This window comes from Microbacterium sp. Root280D1 (assembly GCF_001428975.1).
In the GTDB taxonomy this organism is placed as follows: Bacteria; Actinomycetota; Actinomycetes; order Actinomycetales; family Microbacteriaceae; genus Microbacterium.
In genome coordinates this window covers 783,631-801,224 of record NZ_LMJK01000002.1, presented here as the reverse complement: position 1 = coordinate 801,224, position 17,594 = coordinate 783,631, and the positions used below count along the sequence as shown (strand labels likewise).

Genomic DNA, 17,594 nt, shown 5'->3' with positions numbered 1-17,594 from the left:
TCCGCCCCACTCGCTTCGATCTGAAGGCATCCCATGCTGCGCATTGCTGTTCCCAACAAGGGCTCTCTCTCCGAGACGGCCGCCGACATGCTTGCGGAGGCCGGCTACGCCGGTCGCCGTGACCCCAAGACGCTCCACGTCGTCGACAGCGACAACGACGTCGAGTTCTTCTACCTCCGTCCGAAGGACATCGCGACGTACGTCGGCTCCGGCGCCATCGATGTCGGCATCACGGGTCGCGACCTGCTTCTCGACGCCCGCATGCCCGGCGCGCGCGAGATCGAGGCGCTCGGCTTCGCCGGCTCGACCTTCCGCTTCGCCGCGCCCTCGGGGCGCTACACCGAGGTGTCCGAGCTCGACGGTCTGCGCATCGCGACGTCGTATCCGGGTCTCGTCGACGCGTTCCTCGATGAGCGCGGAATCGCGGTCGACCTCGTGCCGCTCGACGGTGCGGTGGAGTCCGCCGTGCGCCTCGGTGTGGCCGACGCCGTGGCTGACGTCGTCGAGACGGGCACGACACTGCGTCAAGCGGGGCTCGACGTCTTCGGTCCCGTGATCCTGCAGTCCGAGGCCGTGCTGATCGCCGGTCCGCAGGATGCCGAGGGATCCGAGACGCTTCTCCGCCGTCTCCGCGGCGTCATGGTGGCCCGCCGGTTCGTGATGATCGATTACGACCTGCCGCTCGCTCTGCTCGACGACGCCGTGAAGATCGCCGGCGGCATCGAGTCTCCCACCGTCTCGCCCCTGCGCGACCCCGAGTGGGTCGCGGTGCGGGTCATGGTGGCCCGCGCGCGGGTCAACCCCGTGATGGATGCGCTCTACGCTCTCGGTGCCCGAGCGATCCTCGTCACGGCGATCCACAACGCGAGGCTCTGATGGCGCTCGCGAGTCGCGTCATCCCCTGCCTCGACGTCGCCGCCGGCCGCGTCGTCAAGGGAGTCAACTTCGAGAACCTGCGCGACATGGGCGACCCGGTCGAACTTGCCCGCCACTACGCGGCGCAGGGCGCCGATGAGATCACCTTCCTCGACGTGACCGCGACGGTCGATGCACGCGCGACGACCTACGACGTCGTCCAGCGCACCGCCGAGCAGGTGTTCGTGCCGCTGACGGTCGGCGGGGGAGTCCGCAGCGTCGACGACGTGTCCCGCCTGCTGTCCGTCGGAGCCGACAAGGTCGGTGTGAACTCCGCTGCGATCGCGCGCCCCGAGCTGATCGGCGAGATCGCCGACCGCTTCGGGGCGCAGGTGCTCGTGCTGTCGCTCGATGTCAAGCGGGCCGACACGACCGCATCCGGCTTCGTGGTCACCACCCACGGCGGACGCACGCAGACCACCCTCGACGCACTCGACTGGGCGCGAGAGGCCGCTGAACGCGGCGCGGGCGAGCTGCTCGTCAACTCGATCGATGCCGACGGCACGCGAGACGGCTTCGATCTCGAGCTGGTGAAGCTGATGCGCGAGGCCGCCTCGGTGCCCGTGATCGCGTCGGGCGGAGCAGGCAAGGCCGCAGACTTCGCTCCGGCGATCAAGGCCGGGGCGGATGCGGTTCTGGCAGCCAGCGTGTTCCACACCGGCGCGCTCACGGTCGGCGACGTGAAGGATGCACTGCGTGCGGAAGGAGTGCTCGTCCGATGAGCGACGTCGAAGAGCGCATCGCGCAGGTCGCCTTCAATGACGACGGTCTCGCACCGGTGATCGTGCAGCAGTGGGACACTGCAGAGGTCCTGATGCTCGCCTGGGTGGATGCCGAGGCGCTGCGACGTACTCTCACCACCGGACGTGCGGTCTACTGGTCTCGATCCCGCCGGGAGTACTGGCGCAAGGGCGACACCTCGGGCAACATCCAGGTGGTGCACGAGGCGCGGCTCGACTGCGACGGCGATGCGATCCTGCTTCGTGTCGACCAGACGGGACCGGCCTGTCACACGGGCACGCGCACCTGCTTCGACACGACCGACCTGCAGGCCGTCGAGGGGGGCTCCGCAGAATGACGCTCGCACGCAGAGGCCGGTCGATCGCCGTCTCGGGGTTCCTCCTCTCCGGTGCGATCGGCATCATCTCGTCGACGCAGACCTGGCTGACCGTCGCGCGCACCGATGCGGGAGAGGCGATCCTCGTGCCGGGGGCGTCCGCGCTGCCCTTGCTCGCGCCTCTCAGCCTCGCCGTGCTGGCGCTCGGCATCGCGCTCTCGATCGTCGGTCCCGTGCTCCGGCTGATCTTCGGCGTGCTCGCCACCGCTGCCGCGCTCTTCCTCGGGTGGACGACGCTCCAGTTGGTGCTGACCGAGCCGCTGAGCGCCGTGGGCCCCACCGTCACCGAGACGACCGGTCTCGCCGGGAGCTCGGCGATCACGGACGTGGTCGCCGGCATCGAGCTCTCCGCCTGGCCCGTCATGACGCTCATCGGCTGGGTCATCCTGCTCGCGGCATCCCTCGTCGTGCTCGTCACGTGGCGCCGCTGGAAGCGCGGCGGCCGCCGCTACCGCACCGATGCCGCACATGTGGACGCGACCGCCGGCCCCGTGGACGCGATCGATTCGTGGGACGACCTGTCTCGCGGAACCGACCCGACGCGATGACCCCGATAGACTTGACCCGAACCAGCACGTCGTCCCCCGGAGGAGACCATGACCAACCCGATCGCTGACCCCGGCCACGGACACTCGCCTGCCGCATGGACGGGCGTCATCATCATGCTCGCCGGCTTCACGATCGGCACGCTGGCGTTCTGCCTCGCCGAGTTCAGCCCCGTCTGGGTCGCCCTGATCTGGGTCGGCGCGGCCATCATCCCGATCGGCGCGCTCGTGGGCTGGCTGCTCGCGAGGGCCGGCTACGGCGTGAAGGGCCCCAAGTACTCGCCGAAGGCGCACTAATGGTGCTCGCCGACCTCACGGCCGGCGCAGTCGCAGACGCTGAGCGTCGCGCTCTCACCAGGCCACTGGCCGAGGTGGAACGCGATGCTCTCGCACGCCCCGCCGCCAAGGACGCCCTGGCGTTCCTCGCTCCCGCCGAGCGCGTGAAGATCATCGCCGAGGTGAAGCGCGCGAGCCCGTCGCGTGGCGCCCTGGCCGAGATCCCGGATCCCGCTTTCCAGGCGTCGCTGTACGAGACGGGCGGCGCGTCGGCGATCAGCGTCCTGACCGAGGAACGCCGGTTCGGCGGCAGCCTCGCCGATCTCGAAGCCGTCACCGCGCGCGTGTCCCTTCCCGTGCTGCGCAAGGACTTCATCGCGAATCGATATCAGGTCCTCGAAGCACGAGCCGCCGGTGCCGATCTCGTGCTGCTGATCGTCGCGGGGCTCGAGCCGCATGTGCTCCGTGAGCTCTTCGGCTTCATCACCGAGCTCGGCATGACGCCGCTCGTCGAGACGCACTCGGCCGACGAGCTCGAGGTCGCGATCGATCTCGGGGCATCGCTGATCGGCGTCAATGCGCGCGACCTGAAGACCCTCGAGCTCGACCGCGATCTCTTCGGCCGTCTCGTCGACCGGATCCCTGAGACCGCGGTCAAGATCGCGGAATCCGCGGTCCTCACACCTGAAGACGTCAGGCACTACCGCTCAGCGGGCGCTGACGTCGTCCTGATCGGGGAGGCGCTCGTCACGGGCGACCCGGTCGCCACACTCAAGAGCTTCCTGGAGGCGTGATGAGCCTGCGAGACCAGCACGGTCCACTGTTCGGCGACTACGGCGGACGCTACATGCCCGAGTCGCTGATCGCCGCGATCGACGAGCTCTCGGCGGCATACGCCGACGCGATCGTCGATCCGGTCTTCCGCGACGAGCTGGCGTCTCTGCTCAGCTCCTACGCCGGGCGCCCGTCGCCGCTCACCGAGGTCGCCCGGTTCGCCGAGCACGCCGGCGGAGCGCGAGTGTTCCTCAAGCGCGAGGACCTCAACCACACCGGCTCGCACAAGATCAACAACGTGCTGGGGCAGGCGCTGCTGACGAAGCGCCTCGGCAAGACCCGCGTGATCGCCGAGACGGGGGCAGGCCAGCACGGCGTCGCCACGGCTACCGCTGCCGCTCTCTTCGGCCTCGACTGCACCATCTACATGGGCGAGGTCGACACCGAGCGCCAGGCGCTCAACGTCGCGCGGATGCGACTGCTCGGCGCCGAGGTGATCGCGGTCACCTCCGGATCGCGCACGCTGAAGGACGCGATCAACGACGCGTACCGCGACTGGGTGGCGAGCGTCGAGACGACCAACTACATCTTCGGCACCGCGGCGGGGCCGCACCCGTTCCCCGCGATGGTTCGGGACTTCCAGAAGATCATCGGCGAAGAGGCTCGCCAGCAGCTGCTCGACGAGGTCGGCCGACTGCCTGACGCGGTCATCGCGTGCGTCGGAGGCGGCTCGAACGCGATCGGAATGTTCGATGCGTTCCTCGACGACGCCGGCGTGAAGCTCTACGGAGTCGAGGCGGCCGGCGACGGCGTCGACACACCTCGCCACGCGGCCTCCATCGAGCGTGGGCGTCCCGGCATCCTGCACGGCGCGAAGACCTACGTCCTCCAGGACGAAGACGGCCAGACGGTCGAGTCGCACTCGATCTCCGCAGGTCTCGACTACCCGGGCGTGGGCCCGGAGCACTCCTGGCTCGCCGACATCGGTCGCGCCGAGTACATCCCGGCGACCGACGACGAGGCCATGCAGGCGCTGCGCCTGCTGAGCCGCACCGAAGGCATCATCCCCGCCATCGAGTCCGCCCACGCCCTCGCGGGCGCCCTGCGCCTCGGACGTGAGATGGGTCCGGACGCCGTGCTCGCGATCTGCCTGTCGGGTCGCGGCGACAAGGACATGGACACCGCAGCCCGCTACTTCGACCTCTACGACGCCGAGGCGCTCGCGCACGATGTCGCCGACGAGAGCGACGCCGAAGCAGCCGCGTCGAAGGGGGAGCCGGAGCTGTGAGCCGCGTCGAACAGGCGATCGCCGCCGCCCATGACGCGGGCCGCAGCGCCTTCGTCGGATACCTCCCCGTCGGCTACCCCGACCTCGAGACGAGCATCCGCGCCGCCATCGCCCTCGCCGAGAACGGCGTCGACATCATCGAGCTCGGACCGCCCTACAGCGACCCGGTGATGGACGGCGCCGTGATCCAGGAGGCGACCACCGCGGCTCTCGCGAACGGCTTCAAGATGAAGGACCTCTTCACGGCCGTGCGCGCGATCACCGACGCCACCGATGTGCCCGTCCTGGTCATGACGTACTGGAATCCGGTGTTCCAGTACGGCGTCGATCGCTATGCGGACGACCTGCTGGCCGCGGGGGGAGCGGGCCTGATCACGCCCGACATCACCCCTGACGTGGCAGGGGAGTGGATCGCAGCGAGCAAGCGCACGGGCCTCGACCGCGTCTTCCTCGCCGCGCCCACCTCGACCGACGAGCGCCTCGACCTCGTCGTGAAGTCGTCCACCGGCTTCGTCTACACCGTCTCGACCATGGGCATCACCGGTGAGCGCACCGAGCTCGACCGCGCTGCGCGCACCCTGGTCGGACGCCTTCGCGAGCACGGCGACATCCGCGCCTGCGTCGGGATCGGCATCTCGACCGCCGAGCAGATCGCCGGAGTCTCCGAATACGCGGACGGCGCCATCGTCGGCACCGCACTCGTCCGCGCCCTCCGCGACGGCGGCATCCCCGCCCTCGCAGAGGTCACCCGAAACCTGGCGGTCGGCACGTCGTCGGCACGCCCCGTACACGAGAACTAGAATCGCACTCATGTCCCTCGCGCTCCACAGCACCTTCAGCGGCGTGCTCGCCAGCATCCCGAGCCCCACGGTCTCCTACATCGACCTCGGCCCGCTCCGGATCCACTTCTACGCGCTCTGCATCATCGCCGGCATCATCGCGGCGGTACTGCTCACCAACCACCGCCTCACCAAGCGCGGTGCAGAGCCGTGGGTCGTGATCGACATCTCGATCCTCGCCGTTCCGCTGGCCATCATCGGCGCGCGCATCTTCCACGTCCTGACCCACCCGAACTTCTACTTCGGCGAGGGCAGGAACACCTGGAATCCCTTCGAACCCGGATCCGTCTGGGCCATCTGGGAGGGCGGCATCGCCATCTTCGGCGCCCTCATCGGCGGCGCAGTGGGCGCGTACCTCGGATGCCGGTGGACCGGCATCCGCTTCTGGACCTTCGCCGACGCACTGGCACCCGGGCTCCTGCTCGCACAGGCCATGGGCCGTTTCGGCAACTGGTTCAACAACGAGCTCTACGGTCTGCCCACCGACCTGCCGTGGGGCCTCGAGATCCCCTCCGACAACTCCGCGTTCCCTCCCGGCCTTCCCGAGGGCACGCTCTTCCACCCCACGTTCCTGTACGAGGTGATCTGGAACGGTCTCGGCGTGATCGTGCTGCTCTGGCTGAGCCGCAAGGCGACCGCGTTCCAGTGGGGAAAGCTCTTCGCCATCTACCTCATCTGGTACAGCGCCGGACGTGTGGTCTGGGAGTCGATCCGCATCGATCCGAGCGAGATCATCCTGGGTCTCCGCAGCAACGTGTGGGCCGCCATCATCGGCATCATCGTGGGCATCGCGATCCTCATCGTCCAGTCTCGCCGCCACCCCGGTCTCGAGCCGTCGCCGTACCAGCCCGGCCGCGGCCGGAAGGACCTCGACGCTGATGTAGAATCGCAGAACAATCCCTCCGATTTCGTGGACGTGAGTGAGCCTCCGTCCGAAGAAGTCGCCGCAGGAGCCAGCGCCACAAGCACCGCTCCCACGGACTCGGAAGGCGCTCGATAGCCCACCGGTCCGTGCGGACCCCATCGCATCCACCCGGCCAATGACGCCCCCGGGTCATCCGAAGATCTGAGGACGGTACTGGTGTATTTTCAGCCTCCCTACGGCGCTTCCGGCGCTTACCCCCCGAAGCAGGGCATGTACAACCCGGCGTTCGAGAAGGACGCCTGCGGCCTCGCCATGGTCGCGACCCTCCGCGGCGAGGCGGGCCACGACATCATCGCGCTCGCGCTCGAAGCGCTGCGCAACCTGGAGCACCGCGGGGCGATCGGCTCGGATGCCGGCACCGGAGACGGCGCGGGCATCCTTACGCAGATGCCGGACGCGTTCCTGCGCGCCGTCACCGACTTCGAACTGCCCCCGGTCGGCGAGTACGCCGCGGGCCTGGCATTCCTGCCGCGCGATTCCAGCGAGCGCCGCCAGCAGAAGGCCGGCATCGAGAAGATCGCCCGCTCGGAGGGACTCCGCGTCCTCGGCTGGCGCGAGGTTCCGACGGTCAACGACAACCTCGGAAAGCTCGCCGACGAGGCGCGTCCCGCCTTCGAGCAGCTCTTCGTGAGCGCCGGGGGAGCGACGCACTCGGACGCCCCGCTCACCGGCATCGCCCTCGACCGCGTCGCATACCGACTGCGCAAGCGCGCCGGTCACGAGCTCGGCGCCTACTTCGTGACGCTGTCCGCCCGCACTCTCGGCTACAAGGGCATGGTCACGACGCTGCAGCTCGAGCCGTTCTACCCCGACCTGCAGGACGAGCGCTTCATGTCCGAGCTCGCGGTCGTGCACTCCCGCTACTCCACGAACACGTTCCCCTCCTGGCCGCTCGCTCAGCCGTTGCGCATGCTCGCGCACAACGGCGAGATCAACACGGTCGGCGGCAACCGCAACTGGATGCGGGCTCGCCAGTCGCAGCTCGAATCCGAGCTGCTGGGCGACGTCGCGCCGCTGCTGCCGATCTGCACCGACGGTGCCAGCGACTCCGCGTCGTTCGACGAGGTGCTCGAGCTGCTCACCCTCACCGGTCGCAGCCTGCCGCACGCCATCATGATGATGGTCCCCGAGGCATACGAGAAGCAGTCCGACATCTCTCCGGAGCTTCGTTCGTTCTACGAGTACCACTCGAACCAGATGGAGCCCTGGGACGGCCCCGCGGCGCTCATCTTCACCGACGGCACCGTCGTCGGCGCGACCCTCGACCGCAACGGGCTCCGCCCCGGGCGCTGGACCGAGACGACCGACGGCCTCATCGTCATCGGCTCGGAGACCGGTGTGCTCACCTTCGAACCCGAGCGGATCAAGCGTCGCGGACGCCTGCAGCCCGGCAAGATGTTCCTCGTCGACACGTCGCAGCGACGCATCATCGAAGACGAGGAGATCAAGCACGATCTCGCGACCATGCACCCGTGGCAGGAATGGCTGGATGCCGGTTCCGTGCGGCTCGCGGACCTCCCCGAGCGTGAGCACATCGTGCACCCGCCCGCATCGATCACCCGCCGTCAACGCACCTTCGGCTACACGGAGGAGGAGGTGCGCATCCTGCTGACCCCGATGGGCCAGAACGGTGTCGAGCCTCTCGGCGCGATGGGATCCGACACTCCGATCGCGGTCCTCAGCAAGCGTCCCCGCCTGCTCTTCGACTACTTCACTCAGCAGTTCGCGCAGGTGACCAACCCGCCGCTCGACTCGATCCGCGAAGAGGTCGTGACGAGTCTGAAGCTCGGTCTCGGCCCCGAGAGCAATCTGCTCACCTGGGGTCCCGACCACACCCGCACGGTGTCGCTCGACTTCCCGGTGATCGACAACGACGAGCTCGCGAAGATCCGTCACATCGACAAGGCTCTTCCCGATCGCTCCAGCGTGACGATCAGGGGCCTGTACCACTTCGACGCCGGCTCTAACACGCTCGAGAAGCGTCTGACCGAGATGTGCGACGAGGTCGATGAGGCCATCGAGAGCGGTGCCGAGTTCATCATCCTGTCGGATCGCGACTCGAACAAGGATCTGACCCCGATCCCTTCGCTCCTCATGGTCTCGGCCATCCATCACCACCTGATCCGTCGTGAGAACCGCATGAAGGTCGGTCTGATCGTGGAGGCGGGTGACGTCCGCGAGGTGCATCACGTCGCGACGCTGATCGGATACGGCGCGTCGGCCGTGAACCCGTACCTCGCGATGGAGACCGTGGAGCACCTGGTGCGCACCGGCTACATCACCGGCATCAGCCCCGAGAAGGCCGTCCGCAACCTGATCTACGCGCTCGGCAAGGGCGTGCTGAAGATCATGTCGAAGATGGGCATCTCGACCGTCTCGTCGTACGCCGGCGCACAGGTCTTCGAGGCCGTCGGTCTGAGCGAGGAGTTCATCGACAAGTACTTCACGCGCACCGAGTCGAAGCTCGGCGGCATCGGGATCCAAGAGATCTTCATCGAGAATCAGGCTCGTCACGACTACGCCTACCCGGAGGATGAGGCTGCTCGCGCTCACGAGCGCCTCTGGACCGGTGGCGAGTACCAGTGGCGTCGCGACGGTTCCCCGCACCTCTTCAACCCGGAGACGGTGTTCAAGCTGCAGCACGCCACACGCGAGCGCCGCTACGACATCTTCCGCGAGTACACCAGGATGGTCGACGATCAGGCGGCGGAGCTCAAGACTCTGCGCGGTCTGTTCTCGCTGCGGACCGGTACGCGCAAGCCGGTGCCGCTCGACGAGGTCGAGCCGGTCTCGGCGATCGTCAAGCGGTTCTCGACCGGCGCGATGAGCTACGGATCGATCTCGAAAGAGGCCCACGAGACTCTCGCGATCGCCATGAACAGGCTCGGCGGCAAGTCCAACACGGGTGAGGGCGGGGAGGATGCCGACCGTCTGCTCGATCCCGAGCGCCGCAGCGCGATCAAGCAGGTCGCCTCGGGACGCTTCGGTGTCACCAGCCTGTACCTCACCGAGGCCGACGACATCCAGATCAAGCTCGCCCAGGGCGCGAAGCCCGGCGAGGGCGGTCAGCTGCCTCCGCAGAAGGTGTATCCGTGGGTCGCGCGCACGCGCGGCGGAACACCCGGTGTGGGACTCATCTCGCCCCCACCGCACCACGACATCTATTCGATCGAAGACCTGAAGCAGCTCATCTTCGACCTGAAGCGGGCCAACCCCGAGGCGCGGATCCACACGAAGCTCGTCAGCCAGTCGGGCATCGGCGCGGTCTCGGCGGGTGTCGCGAAGGCTCTGAGCGACGTCATCCTGGTCTCAGGTCACGACGGCGGCACGGGTGCGAGCCCGATGAACTCGCTCAAGCACGCGGGAACGCCGTGGGAGCTCGGCCTCGCCGAGACCCAGCAGACGCTGATGCTCAACGGCATGCGCGATCGCGTGGTCGTGCAGGTCGACGGCCAGCTCAAGACGGGACGCGATGTCATCATCGGCGCTCTGCTGGGCGCGGAGGAGTTCGGGTTCGCGACGGCTCCGCTCGTCGTCAGCGGCTGCATCATGATGCGCGTCTGCCACCTCGACACCTGCCCGGTGGGCGTCGCGACGCAGAACCCCGTGCTGCGCGAGCGCTTCACCGGCAAGCCGGAGTTCGTCGTGAACTTCATGGAGTTCATCGCCGAAGAGGTGCGCGAGATCCTGGCCGAGCTCGGCTACCGCTCGATCGATGAGATCGTCGGCCGCACCGAGCTGATCGAGGCGAACGCCGCACTCCAGCACTGGAAGGCGGAGGGCCTCGACCTGAGCCCCGTGCTCGAGGGGCCGGCATTCCCGGCGAGCGAGCCGCGTCGCAGCCGCCGCACGCAGGATCACGAGCTCGAGAAGCACTTCGACGTGCAGCTCATCGACATCGCCAAGCCGGCGCTCCTCAACGGCGAACCGGTGGTGGTCGAGCTGCCGATCGCGAACACCGAACGCGCCGTCGGGACGATGCTGGGTCACCAGGTCACCTCCCGACACGGCGCCGCGGGGCTTCCCAGCGGCACCATCGACGTCACGCTGCACGGCACCGCCGGTCAGTCGCTCGGCGCTTTCCTGCCTTCTGGAATCGTGCTTCGACTCGAGGGCGACGCGAACGACTACGTCGGCAAGGGGCTCTCGGGCGGTGACATCTCGATCCGTCCCGCTCGCGGGGCTGCCATCGCTCCGCACGAGAACGTGATCGCCGGCAACGTGATCGGCTACGGCGCGACGTCCGGGACCATGTATCTCTCCGGCGTGGTCGGCGAGCGATTCCTCGTGCGCAACTCCGGCGCGACCGCCGTCGTCGAGGGAGTGGGCGACCACGCGCTCGAGTACATGACGGGCGGCGTCGCGGTGATCCTCGGCTCGACGGGTCGCAACCTCGGCGCCGGCATGTCCGGGGGAGTGGCCTACATCCACTCGCTCGACAGCGGCAAGATCAACGCCCAGTCGCTCGGCAGCGGCGAGCTCCGGCTCGAACCGCTCGACCGAGCCGACCTCGAAGTGCTGCGGAGCCTGATCGTGGCACACGTGGAGCGCACGGCCTCGCCGCTCGGCTCCGACATCCTGGCCCGGTTCGATGAGACCGCAGGCCAGTTCACGAAGGTGCTTCCTCGCGACTACGCGGCAGTCCGCAGCATGCGCGAAGAAGCAGTCGCCGAGGGCATCGACCCCGACGGCGACATCGTCTGGAACCGCATCCTGGAGGTGACCGGTGGCTGATCCCAAAGGTTTTCTGAAGGTCACAGAACGTGAGCTTCCCCCGCGTCGCCCTGTGCCCGTGCGCATCATGGACTGGAAAGAGGTCTACGAGCCCGGCGACCAGGCCGTCCTGAAGCGGCAGGCAGGTCGCTGCATGGACTGCGGCGTGCCGTTCTGCCATCAGGGCTGCCCGCTGGGCAACCTGATCCCCGAGTGGAACGACCTGACCTGGCGCGGCGAGGGCCGTGCGGCGATCGATCGCCTGCACGCGACCAACAACTTCCCGGAGTTCACCGGTCGCCTGTGCCCGGCCCCGTGCGAGAGCTCCTGCGTGCTCGGCATCAACCAGCCTCCTGTCACGATCAAGCAGATCGAGGTCTCGATCATCGACGAGGCGTTCGCCAAGGGCTGGGTCGAACCGCAGCCACCGGCCCGCCTGACGGGCAAGACCGTCGCGGTCGTCGGGTCCGGCCCTGCCGGTCTCGCCGCTGCTCAGCAGCTCACGCGCGCCGGTCACACGGTCGCGGTGTTCGAGCGCGACGACCGCATCGGCGGCCTGCTGCGTTACGGGATCCCCGACTTCAAGATGGAGAAGGGGCAGCTCGAGTCGCGCCTTCGCCAGATGCAGGAAGAGGGAACACGCTTCCGCGCCGGAGTAGAGATCGGCAAGGACATCTCGTGGGCCGACCTGCGCGCCCGCTACGACGCCATCGTGATCGCCACCGGATCCACGGTTCCGCGCGACCTGTCTATCCCTGGTCGCGACCTCGACGGAGTGCACTTCGCGATGGAGTACCTGGTCGAGTCGAACCATGCGGTCGCCGGTGACAAGGTGCCGGAGCAGATCACCGCCGAGGGCAAGCACGTCATCGTGATCGGCGGCGGTGACACCGGTGCGGACTGCATCGGCACCGCACACCGTCAGGGCGCGATCAGCGTGACGAACCTCGCGATCGGCAAGCAGCCAGGCACCGAGCGGCCGGGCCACCAGCCCTGGCCGATGATGCCGACGCTGTTCGAGATCTCCTCGGCACATGAAGAGGGCGGCGAGCGGGTCTTCCTCGCCTCGACCGTCGAATTCCTCTCGAACGATGTCGGCGAGGTGCGCGCGCTCCGCGTCGCCGAGACCGAGTTCATCGACGGCCGCCGGGTTCCCAAGAGCGGGACGGAGCGCGAGATCCCCGCAGATCTGGTACTGATCGCGATGGGCTTCACCGGTCCGGAGCAGGACGGCTACTCCGAGGACACCCTCCCGCAGGTGACAGACCGCGGTGCCTTCCGACGTGATGACAGCTACGAGTCCACGGTTCCCGGCGTCTTCGTCGCCGGCGATGCCGGTCGCGGACAGTCGCTGATCGTCTGGGCGATCGCCGAGGGCCGCGCGGCTGCGGCGAACGTCGACCGATTCCTCATGGGGACCACCGTGCTGCCCGAGCCGGTGCGACCACATGAAGTCGCTATCGGTCTCCAGCCCGCGTAGGCTGAGCGGCGGCACCGTCGCCTGATTTCCATCCCCCACTACCCTGGAGCAATCTTTGAGACGCGCGAAAATCGTCGCCACCCTGGGCCCCGCCACCTCCACGTACGAGACCGTGCGTGCACTCATCGACGCCGGAGTGGACGTCGCCCGTCTGAACCTCAGCCACGGTGACTACTCCGTGCACGAGAACAACTACGCCAACGTCCGTCGCGCTGCCGACGATGCGGGCCGCGCCGTCGCCATCCTCGTCGACCTTCAGGGGCCGAAGATCCGTCTCGGCAAGTTCGAGAACGGTCCCTACGAGCTCGCCGAAGGCGACATCTTCAAGATCACGACCGAAGACATCATCGGCAACAAGGAGATCTCGGGCACGACGTTCAAGGGCCTGCCCAACGACGTCAAGCCGGGCGACTTCCTGCTTATCGACGACGGCAAGGTCCGCGTCGAGGTCGTCGAGACCGACGGAGTCACCGTCACGACGCGCGTGATCGTCGCGGGCGCCGTCTCGAACAACAAGGGCATCAACCTGCCCGGCGTCGCCGTCAACGTCCCCGCGCTCAGCGAGAAGGACGAGGACGACCTCCGTTGGGGCCTGCGCATCGGCGCCGACCTCATCGCCCTGTCGTTCGTCCGCAACGCCGAAGACGTCAGCCGCGTGCACGAGATCATGGCAGAGGAGGGCGTCAAGGTCCCCGTCATCGCCAAGGTCGAGAAGCCGCAGGCCGTCGACGCTCTCGAGGAGATCGTCGACGCGTTCGACGCGATCATGGTCGCCCGTGGCGACCTCGGGGTCGAGCTGCCTCTGGAGGCCGTGCCGATCGTCCAGAAGCGCGCTGTCGAACTGGCACGCCGCAACGCGAAGCCCGTCATCGTCGCCACTCAGATGCTCGAGTCGATGATCAACAGCCCGGTGCCGACGCGCGCCGAGACCTCCGACGTCGCCAACGCCGTGCTCGACGGCGCGGATGCCGTGATGCTCTCGGGCGAGACCAGCGTGGGTGACTACCCGGTCGTCGTCGTCGAGACGATGGCTCGCATCATCGAGTCCACCGAAGAGCACGGACTCGAGCGCATCGCCCCGCTGACGAACAAGCCGCGCACGCAGGGTGGTGCGATCACTCTCGCCGCTCTCGAGGTGGCCGAGTTCGTCGACGCGAAGTTCCTCTGCGTGTTCACCCAGTCCGGTGACTCGGCGCGTCGTCTCTCGCGTCTGCGCTCGCGTATCCCGATGATCGCGTTCACACCCGAGCCGAGCATCCGCCGTCGCATGGCGCTCACCTGGGGCATCCGCTCGAAGCTCGTCGACATGGTCCAGCACACGGACCTGATGTATCTGCAGGTCGACGACTATCTGCTCAGCAGCGGACTCGCCGTCGAGGGTGACAAGGTCGTCGTGATCTCCGGTTCCCCTCCCGGAATCGTCGGCTCGACCAACGACATCCGCGTGCACAAGGTCGGAGACGCCGTGAACGGCGCGGCTCCGATCTACAAGGAAGCCACGGTCTGATCCAGGCAAGAGGCGAAGGGGCGGAGCCACGGTTCCGCCCCTTCGTCGTATCCGTCGCCGGGGAGTCCTGGCGGTTGGTATCGTCTGGCGTGACGGATGCGGCGCGGCCACCAGGGGAGGGGACATCATCGATCTCGTGAGACGGGCCCGCTGGTGGATCGCGGACTACGCCTATGCCGCCTACTGGCAGGTGCGCTCGGCCTTCGACCGCCGCGATCCGTCTTCGTTCGCCGGGGGCCATGCTGCTCCGATCGTCATCCTTCCCGGGGTCTACGAGACATGGCGCTTCATGCAACCGCTGATCACGGCCCTGCATGATCGCGGCCATCCGATCTACGTGGTCGATGCCCTGAGACGCAATCAGCGTCCCGTGCGGGATGCAGCGCGGGTCGTGACGGCCTTCCTCGAGCGCGCGGACCTGTCCGACGTGCTGCTCGTCGCGCACAGCAAGGGCGGACTCGCGGGGAAGCTCGCGATGGCCGGCCCGGCGGGGACTCGAGTACGCGCCATGTTGGCGGTCGCGACTCCCTTCGGCGGTTCCCGGTACGCACGGATACTCCCTGTCCCGTCCCTGTGGGCCTTCGCCCCCTCGCATCCCTCGATCGTGGAGCTCGCTCGGCATCAGGACGTGAACGAACGGATCGTATCGGTGTACGCCACCTTCGATCCGCATATCCCCGAGGGCAGCGAACTGCCGGGTGCGCGCCGGAACGTCCGGCTCGACACAGGCGGGCACTTCCGGATCCTCGCGGATCCTCGCGTCCTCGGCGAGGTCGCGTCTCTCTCCGAACCCTGAGCCGCTCGGCCTCGGCGCCCGCGGGCACCGTCTCGGGACCGGTCGGCGCCGCGACATGACGGATTCTCAGCGCATGACGGATACTCTGGTGCTGGCGCACGCCGTGACAGACCACGCGGGCGCCGTGCCCATGGATGAAGCGACCATCGAACCCGCCACGGACGCGCGCCTCGACAGCGCCCGGCCGCCGTGCGGCGTGCCCGGTGCGGGTCGTTCCGAGGCCCCGGCCGACCCTGCTGCGGTGATGGCTGATCCGATGACGTCGTCGAAGCCCGGCAGCATCGGGGTCCGATACCGCCTCAAGCGTCGATTCCGAACGTGCGACGCGATCGCGTGCGTGCCGGTGCCGCTCGCGCAGACGCGCATCGCCGAGACGATCGCGGCGGACGACGGAGCCCGCATCTACGGTGGCGGCACCTACATGCCCGTGCTGCGTGACGGAGCCCCGGTGGACGCCTCCGACGAGAACCTCGACGTGATCATCCGTGCGGCGGTGCCGACACGGGTCGTGCTCGCAGAGCATCCTGCCGTCGCGGAGCGCGAACTGCACGCGGCCATGCGGCCCGTACTGGATCGCTACCTCCTCATCGACGATGAGATCTGGTCACTCGTCTGAGGGCTGTTCTCTGATGTGCCGGCGGTGGGACTCGAACCCACACGCCCTTTCGGACAAAGCATTTTGAGTGCTCCGCGTCTGCCATTCCGCCACGCCGGCTCGTGTGTCGCGTCTTCGACTTTAGCGCAGCGGATCAGTGTCGATCCTCACGCGCCGCGGCATCGGGGGACCTCAGAGGCGCTCTCCACTAGGATGGATCTGTGACCGAGCAAGAACAGGCAGCCGAGCAGCCCACGTCATCCGCACCCCGACGCGTCGTCGTCGCCGAGGACGAGTCGCTGATCCGTCTCGACATCGTCGAGATCCTCCGCGACAACGGCTTCGATGTCGTCGGCGAGGCCGGCGACGGAGAGACCGCCGTGGCGCTGGCGACCGAGCTGCGCCCCGATCTCGTCATCATGGACGTCAAGATGCCGCAGCTCGATGGCATCAGCGCCGCCGAGAAGCTGCACAAGGGCAACATCGCACCCGTCGTCCTCCTCACGGCATTCAGCCAGAAGGAACTCGTCGAACGGGCCAGCGAGGCCGGCGCCCTGGCCTATGTGGTCAAGCCGTTCACGCCGAACGACCTGCTGCCCGCCATCGAGATCGCTCTCGCTCGCCACGAGCAGATCATCACGCTCGAGGCCGAGGTCGCCGACATGGTCGAGCGCTTCGAGACCCGCAAGCTCGTCGACCGCGCCAAGGGACTGCTCAACGAGAAGATGGGCCTTTCCGAGCCCGAGGCGTTCCGCTGGATCCAGAAGGCATCGATGGACCGCCGTCTGACGATGCAGGACGTGGCGAAGGCGATCATCGAGCAGCTCGCTCCGAAGAAGTAGCCTTTGCTTCCACTCGACGCAGAGCATGTTCTGCGTCCGGTCCGGACCGGCGACGGCGCGGCCCTCGCGAGAGCGTACTCCGCGAATCGCGACCATCTCGCGCCGTGGGAACCGCTCAGGGCTCCGGAGTTCTTCACTCCGGAGTGGCAGGAGTTCCATGCGGAGCAGTGCGTCATCGAAGCGTCGGCCGGTCGGAACATCCGGTTCGTGATCGAGTCGTCCGATGGTGAGATCCGCGGAAGGATCAACCTCAACAACATCGTCCGCGGGGCTTTCTGGAATGCGGACCTGGGCTACTGGGTCGACAGGACGCGTCTGCGGCGGGGACTCGCTTCCCGCGGCGTCCACCGGGTCGCCGAGTACGCCCGCGAGGAGGTGCAGCTGCACAGGCTGCAGGCAGCGACCCTCCTGCACAACTCTGGTTCACAGCGTGTGCTCGCCGACAACGGCTTCGAGCGCATCGGCATCGCGCCGCAGTACCTGCGCATCGCGGGGGAGTGGCAGGATCACCTGCTGTTCCAGTTGCTGCTGGTCGAGCCGCTCAGCCTGCCGCGGGAGCGTCCTTGATCATGTTGGTGATCCGGATGGTCGAGCAACGACGCCCCTGATCGTCGGTCACGACGATCTCGTGCACGGTGATGCTGCGGCCGAGATGGACGGGTGTGCAGACGCCCGTCACGACACCCGACGTGGCGGAGCGCGTGTGGGTGGCGTTGATGTCCACCCCGACCGCGAGTCGGCCCGGGCCCGCGTGCAGGTTCGCCGCCATCGAGCCGAGCGACTCGCCGAGAACCACGTAGGCACCGCCGTGCATGAGGCCGACGGGCTGTGTGTTCCCCTCGACCGGGAGCGTCGCGACGCATCGCTCGGTGGTGAACTCGAGGAACTCCATGCCCATCTTCTGAGCGAGAGCACCCATTCCGCGGGCTGTCGCCCAGTCGAGTCCTGCACTGGTGGCAGTGTCGCTCATGGTTCCTCCTCA

General features: G+C 67.8%; 17 protein-coding genes and 1 tRNA gene. 16 read left to right on the top strand and 2 right to left on the bottom strand.

What is annotated here, in order from left to right; genetic code table 11:
* Window positions 1-33 precede the first annotated feature (33 nt).
* The 14 genes from hisG (at window position 34) to ASE34_RS09990 (ending at window position 15,791) form a co-directional block, all read left to right on the top strand.
* The gene (gene hisG / locus ASE34_RS10055; RefSeq protein WP_053096106.1) at window positions 34-876 is read left to right on the top strand and encodes an ATP phosphoribosyltransferase; all 843 of its coding nucleotides are present in this window, start codon (window positions 34-36) and stop codon (window positions 874-876) included.
* Window positions 876-1,637, top strand: a complete 762-nt coding sequence (gene hisF, locus ASE34_RS10050; RefSeq protein WP_053096104.1) for an imidazole glycerol phosphate synthase subunit HisF — start codon at window positions 876-878, stop codon at window positions 1,635-1,637. The genes hisG and hisF overlap by 1 nt, the downstream gene beginning before the upstream one ends.
* Window positions 1,634-1,993 (top strand): phosphoribosyl-AMP cyclohydrolase, encoded by a 360-nt coding sequence (gene hisI, locus ASE34_RS10045; protein WP_056278765.1) that lies wholly within the window; start codon window positions 1,634-1,636, stop codon window positions 1,991-1,993. Before hisF ends, hisI begins: the two co-directional genes overlap by 4 nt.
* On the top strand, window positions 1,990-2,580 hold the full coding sequence (locus ASE34_RS10040; protein ID WP_053096100.1) for a Trp biosynthesis-associated membrane protein: 591 nt from the start codon (window positions 1,990-1,992) through the stop codon (window positions 2,578-2,580). The genes hisI and ASE34_RS10040 overlap by 4 nt, the downstream gene beginning before the upstream one ends.
* A 48-nt stretch (window positions 2,581-2,628) precedes the next feature.
* Window positions 2,629-2,874, top strand: a complete 246-nt coding sequence (locus ASE34_RS10035; RefSeq protein ID WP_053096098.1) for an HGxxPAAW family protein — start codon at window positions 2,629-2,631, stop codon at window positions 2,872-2,874.
* A gap of 2 nt (window positions 2,875-2,876) precedes the next feature.
* Window positions 2,877-3,647, top strand: coding sequence for an indole-3-glycerol phosphate synthase TrpC (gene trpC, locus ASE34_RS10030; RefSeq protein ID WP_053099114.1), 771 nt, complete (start codon window positions 2,877-2,879; stop codon window positions 3,645-3,647).
* The gene (trpB, locus tag ASE34_RS10025) at window positions 3,647-4,915 is read left to right on the top strand and encodes a tryptophan synthase subunit beta (protein WP_053096096.1); all 1,269 of its coding nucleotides are present in this window, start codon (window positions 3,647-3,649) and stop codon (window positions 4,913-4,915) included. The genes trpC and trpB overlap by 1 nt, the downstream gene beginning before the upstream one ends.
* On the top strand, window positions 4,912-5,715 hold the full coding sequence (trpA, locus tag ASE34_RS10020; protein WP_056278764.1) for a tryptophan synthase subunit alpha: 804 nt from the start codon (window positions 4,912-4,914) through the stop codon (window positions 5,713-5,715). The genes trpB and trpA overlap by 4 nt, the downstream gene beginning before the upstream one ends.
* 10 nt (window positions 5,716-5,725) lie before the next feature.
* Window positions 5,726-6,754, top strand: coding sequence for a prolipoprotein diacylglyceryl transferase (gene lgt / locus ASE34_RS10015; RefSeq protein ID WP_053096092.1), 1,029 nt, complete (start codon window positions 5,726-5,728; stop codon window positions 6,752-6,754).
* Window positions 6,755-6,889: 135 nt separating this feature from the next.
* On the top strand, window positions 6,890-11,413 hold the full coding sequence (gltB, locus tag ASE34_RS10010; RefSeq protein WP_157538235.1) for a glutamate synthase large subunit: 4,524 nt from the start codon (window positions 6,890-6,892) through the stop codon (window positions 11,411-11,413).
* Window positions 11,406-12,872 carry a glutamate synthase subunit beta gene (locus ASE34_RS10005; RefSeq protein WP_053096090.1) on the top strand — a complete coding sequence of 489 codons (1,467 nt, stop codon included), beginning with the start codon at window positions 11,406-11,408 and terminating at the stop codon, window positions 12,870-12,872. The genes gltB and ASE34_RS10005 overlap by 8 nt, the downstream gene beginning before the upstream one ends.
* Before the next feature lie 55 nt (window positions 12,873-12,927).
* Complete coding sequence (pyk, locus tag ASE34_RS10000) at window positions 12,928-14,379, top strand: pyruvate kinase (protein WP_053096089.1); 1,452 nt, start codon at window positions 12,928-12,930, stop codon at window positions 14,377-14,379.
* A gap of 136 nt (window positions 14,380-14,515) precedes the next feature.
* Window positions 14,516-15,175: an esterase/lipase family protein gene (locus ASE34_RS09995; RefSeq protein WP_230100793.1), complete on the top strand. Its 660-nt coding sequence runs from the start codon at window positions 14,516-14,518 to the stop codon at window positions 15,173-15,175.
* A gap of 73 nt (window positions 15,176-15,248) precedes the next feature.
* On the top strand, window positions 15,249-15,791 hold the full coding sequence (locus tag ASE34_RS09990; RefSeq protein ID WP_157538189.1) for a hypothetical protein: 543 nt from the start codon (window positions 15,249-15,251) through the stop codon (window positions 15,789-15,791).
* A 16-nt stretch (window positions 15,792-15,807) separates the two neighbouring features.
* On the opposite strand, the gene ASE34_RS09985 is transcribed toward ASE34_RS09990, so the two are convergent.
* Window positions 15,808-15,890: transfer RNA gene (locus tag ASE34_RS09985), tRNA-Leu, on the bottom strand.
* Between the two features lie 101 nt (window positions 15,891-15,991).
* Here ASE34_RS09985 and ASE34_RS09980 point away from each other — a divergent pair.
* Together ASE34_RS09980 and ASE34_RS09975 are read left to right on the top strand one after the other, a co-directional pair.
* Window positions 15,992-16,612: an ANTAR domain-containing response regulator gene (locus ASE34_RS09980; RefSeq protein WP_042536652.1), complete on the top strand. Its 621-nt coding sequence runs from the start codon at window positions 15,992-15,994 to the stop codon at window positions 16,610-16,612.
* A 3-nt stretch (window positions 16,613-16,615) separates the two neighbouring features.
* A complete protein-coding gene (locus ASE34_RS09975) occupies window positions 16,616-17,179 on the top strand; it encodes a GNAT family N-acetyltransferase (RefSeq protein WP_056278761.1) in 564 nt (187 codons plus the stop codon).
* On the opposite strand, the gene ASE34_RS09970 is transcribed toward ASE34_RS09975, so the two are convergent.
* The gene (locus ASE34_RS09970; RefSeq protein ID WP_056278760.1) at window positions 17,154-17,582 is read right to left on the bottom strand and encodes a hotdog fold thioesterase; all 429 of its coding nucleotides are present in this window, start codon (window positions 17,580-17,582) and stop codon (window positions 17,154-17,156) included. The two genes, ASE34_RS09975 and ASE34_RS09970, sit on opposite strands and share 26 nt — an antisense overlap.
* Window positions 17,583-17,594 lie beyond the last annotated feature (12 nt).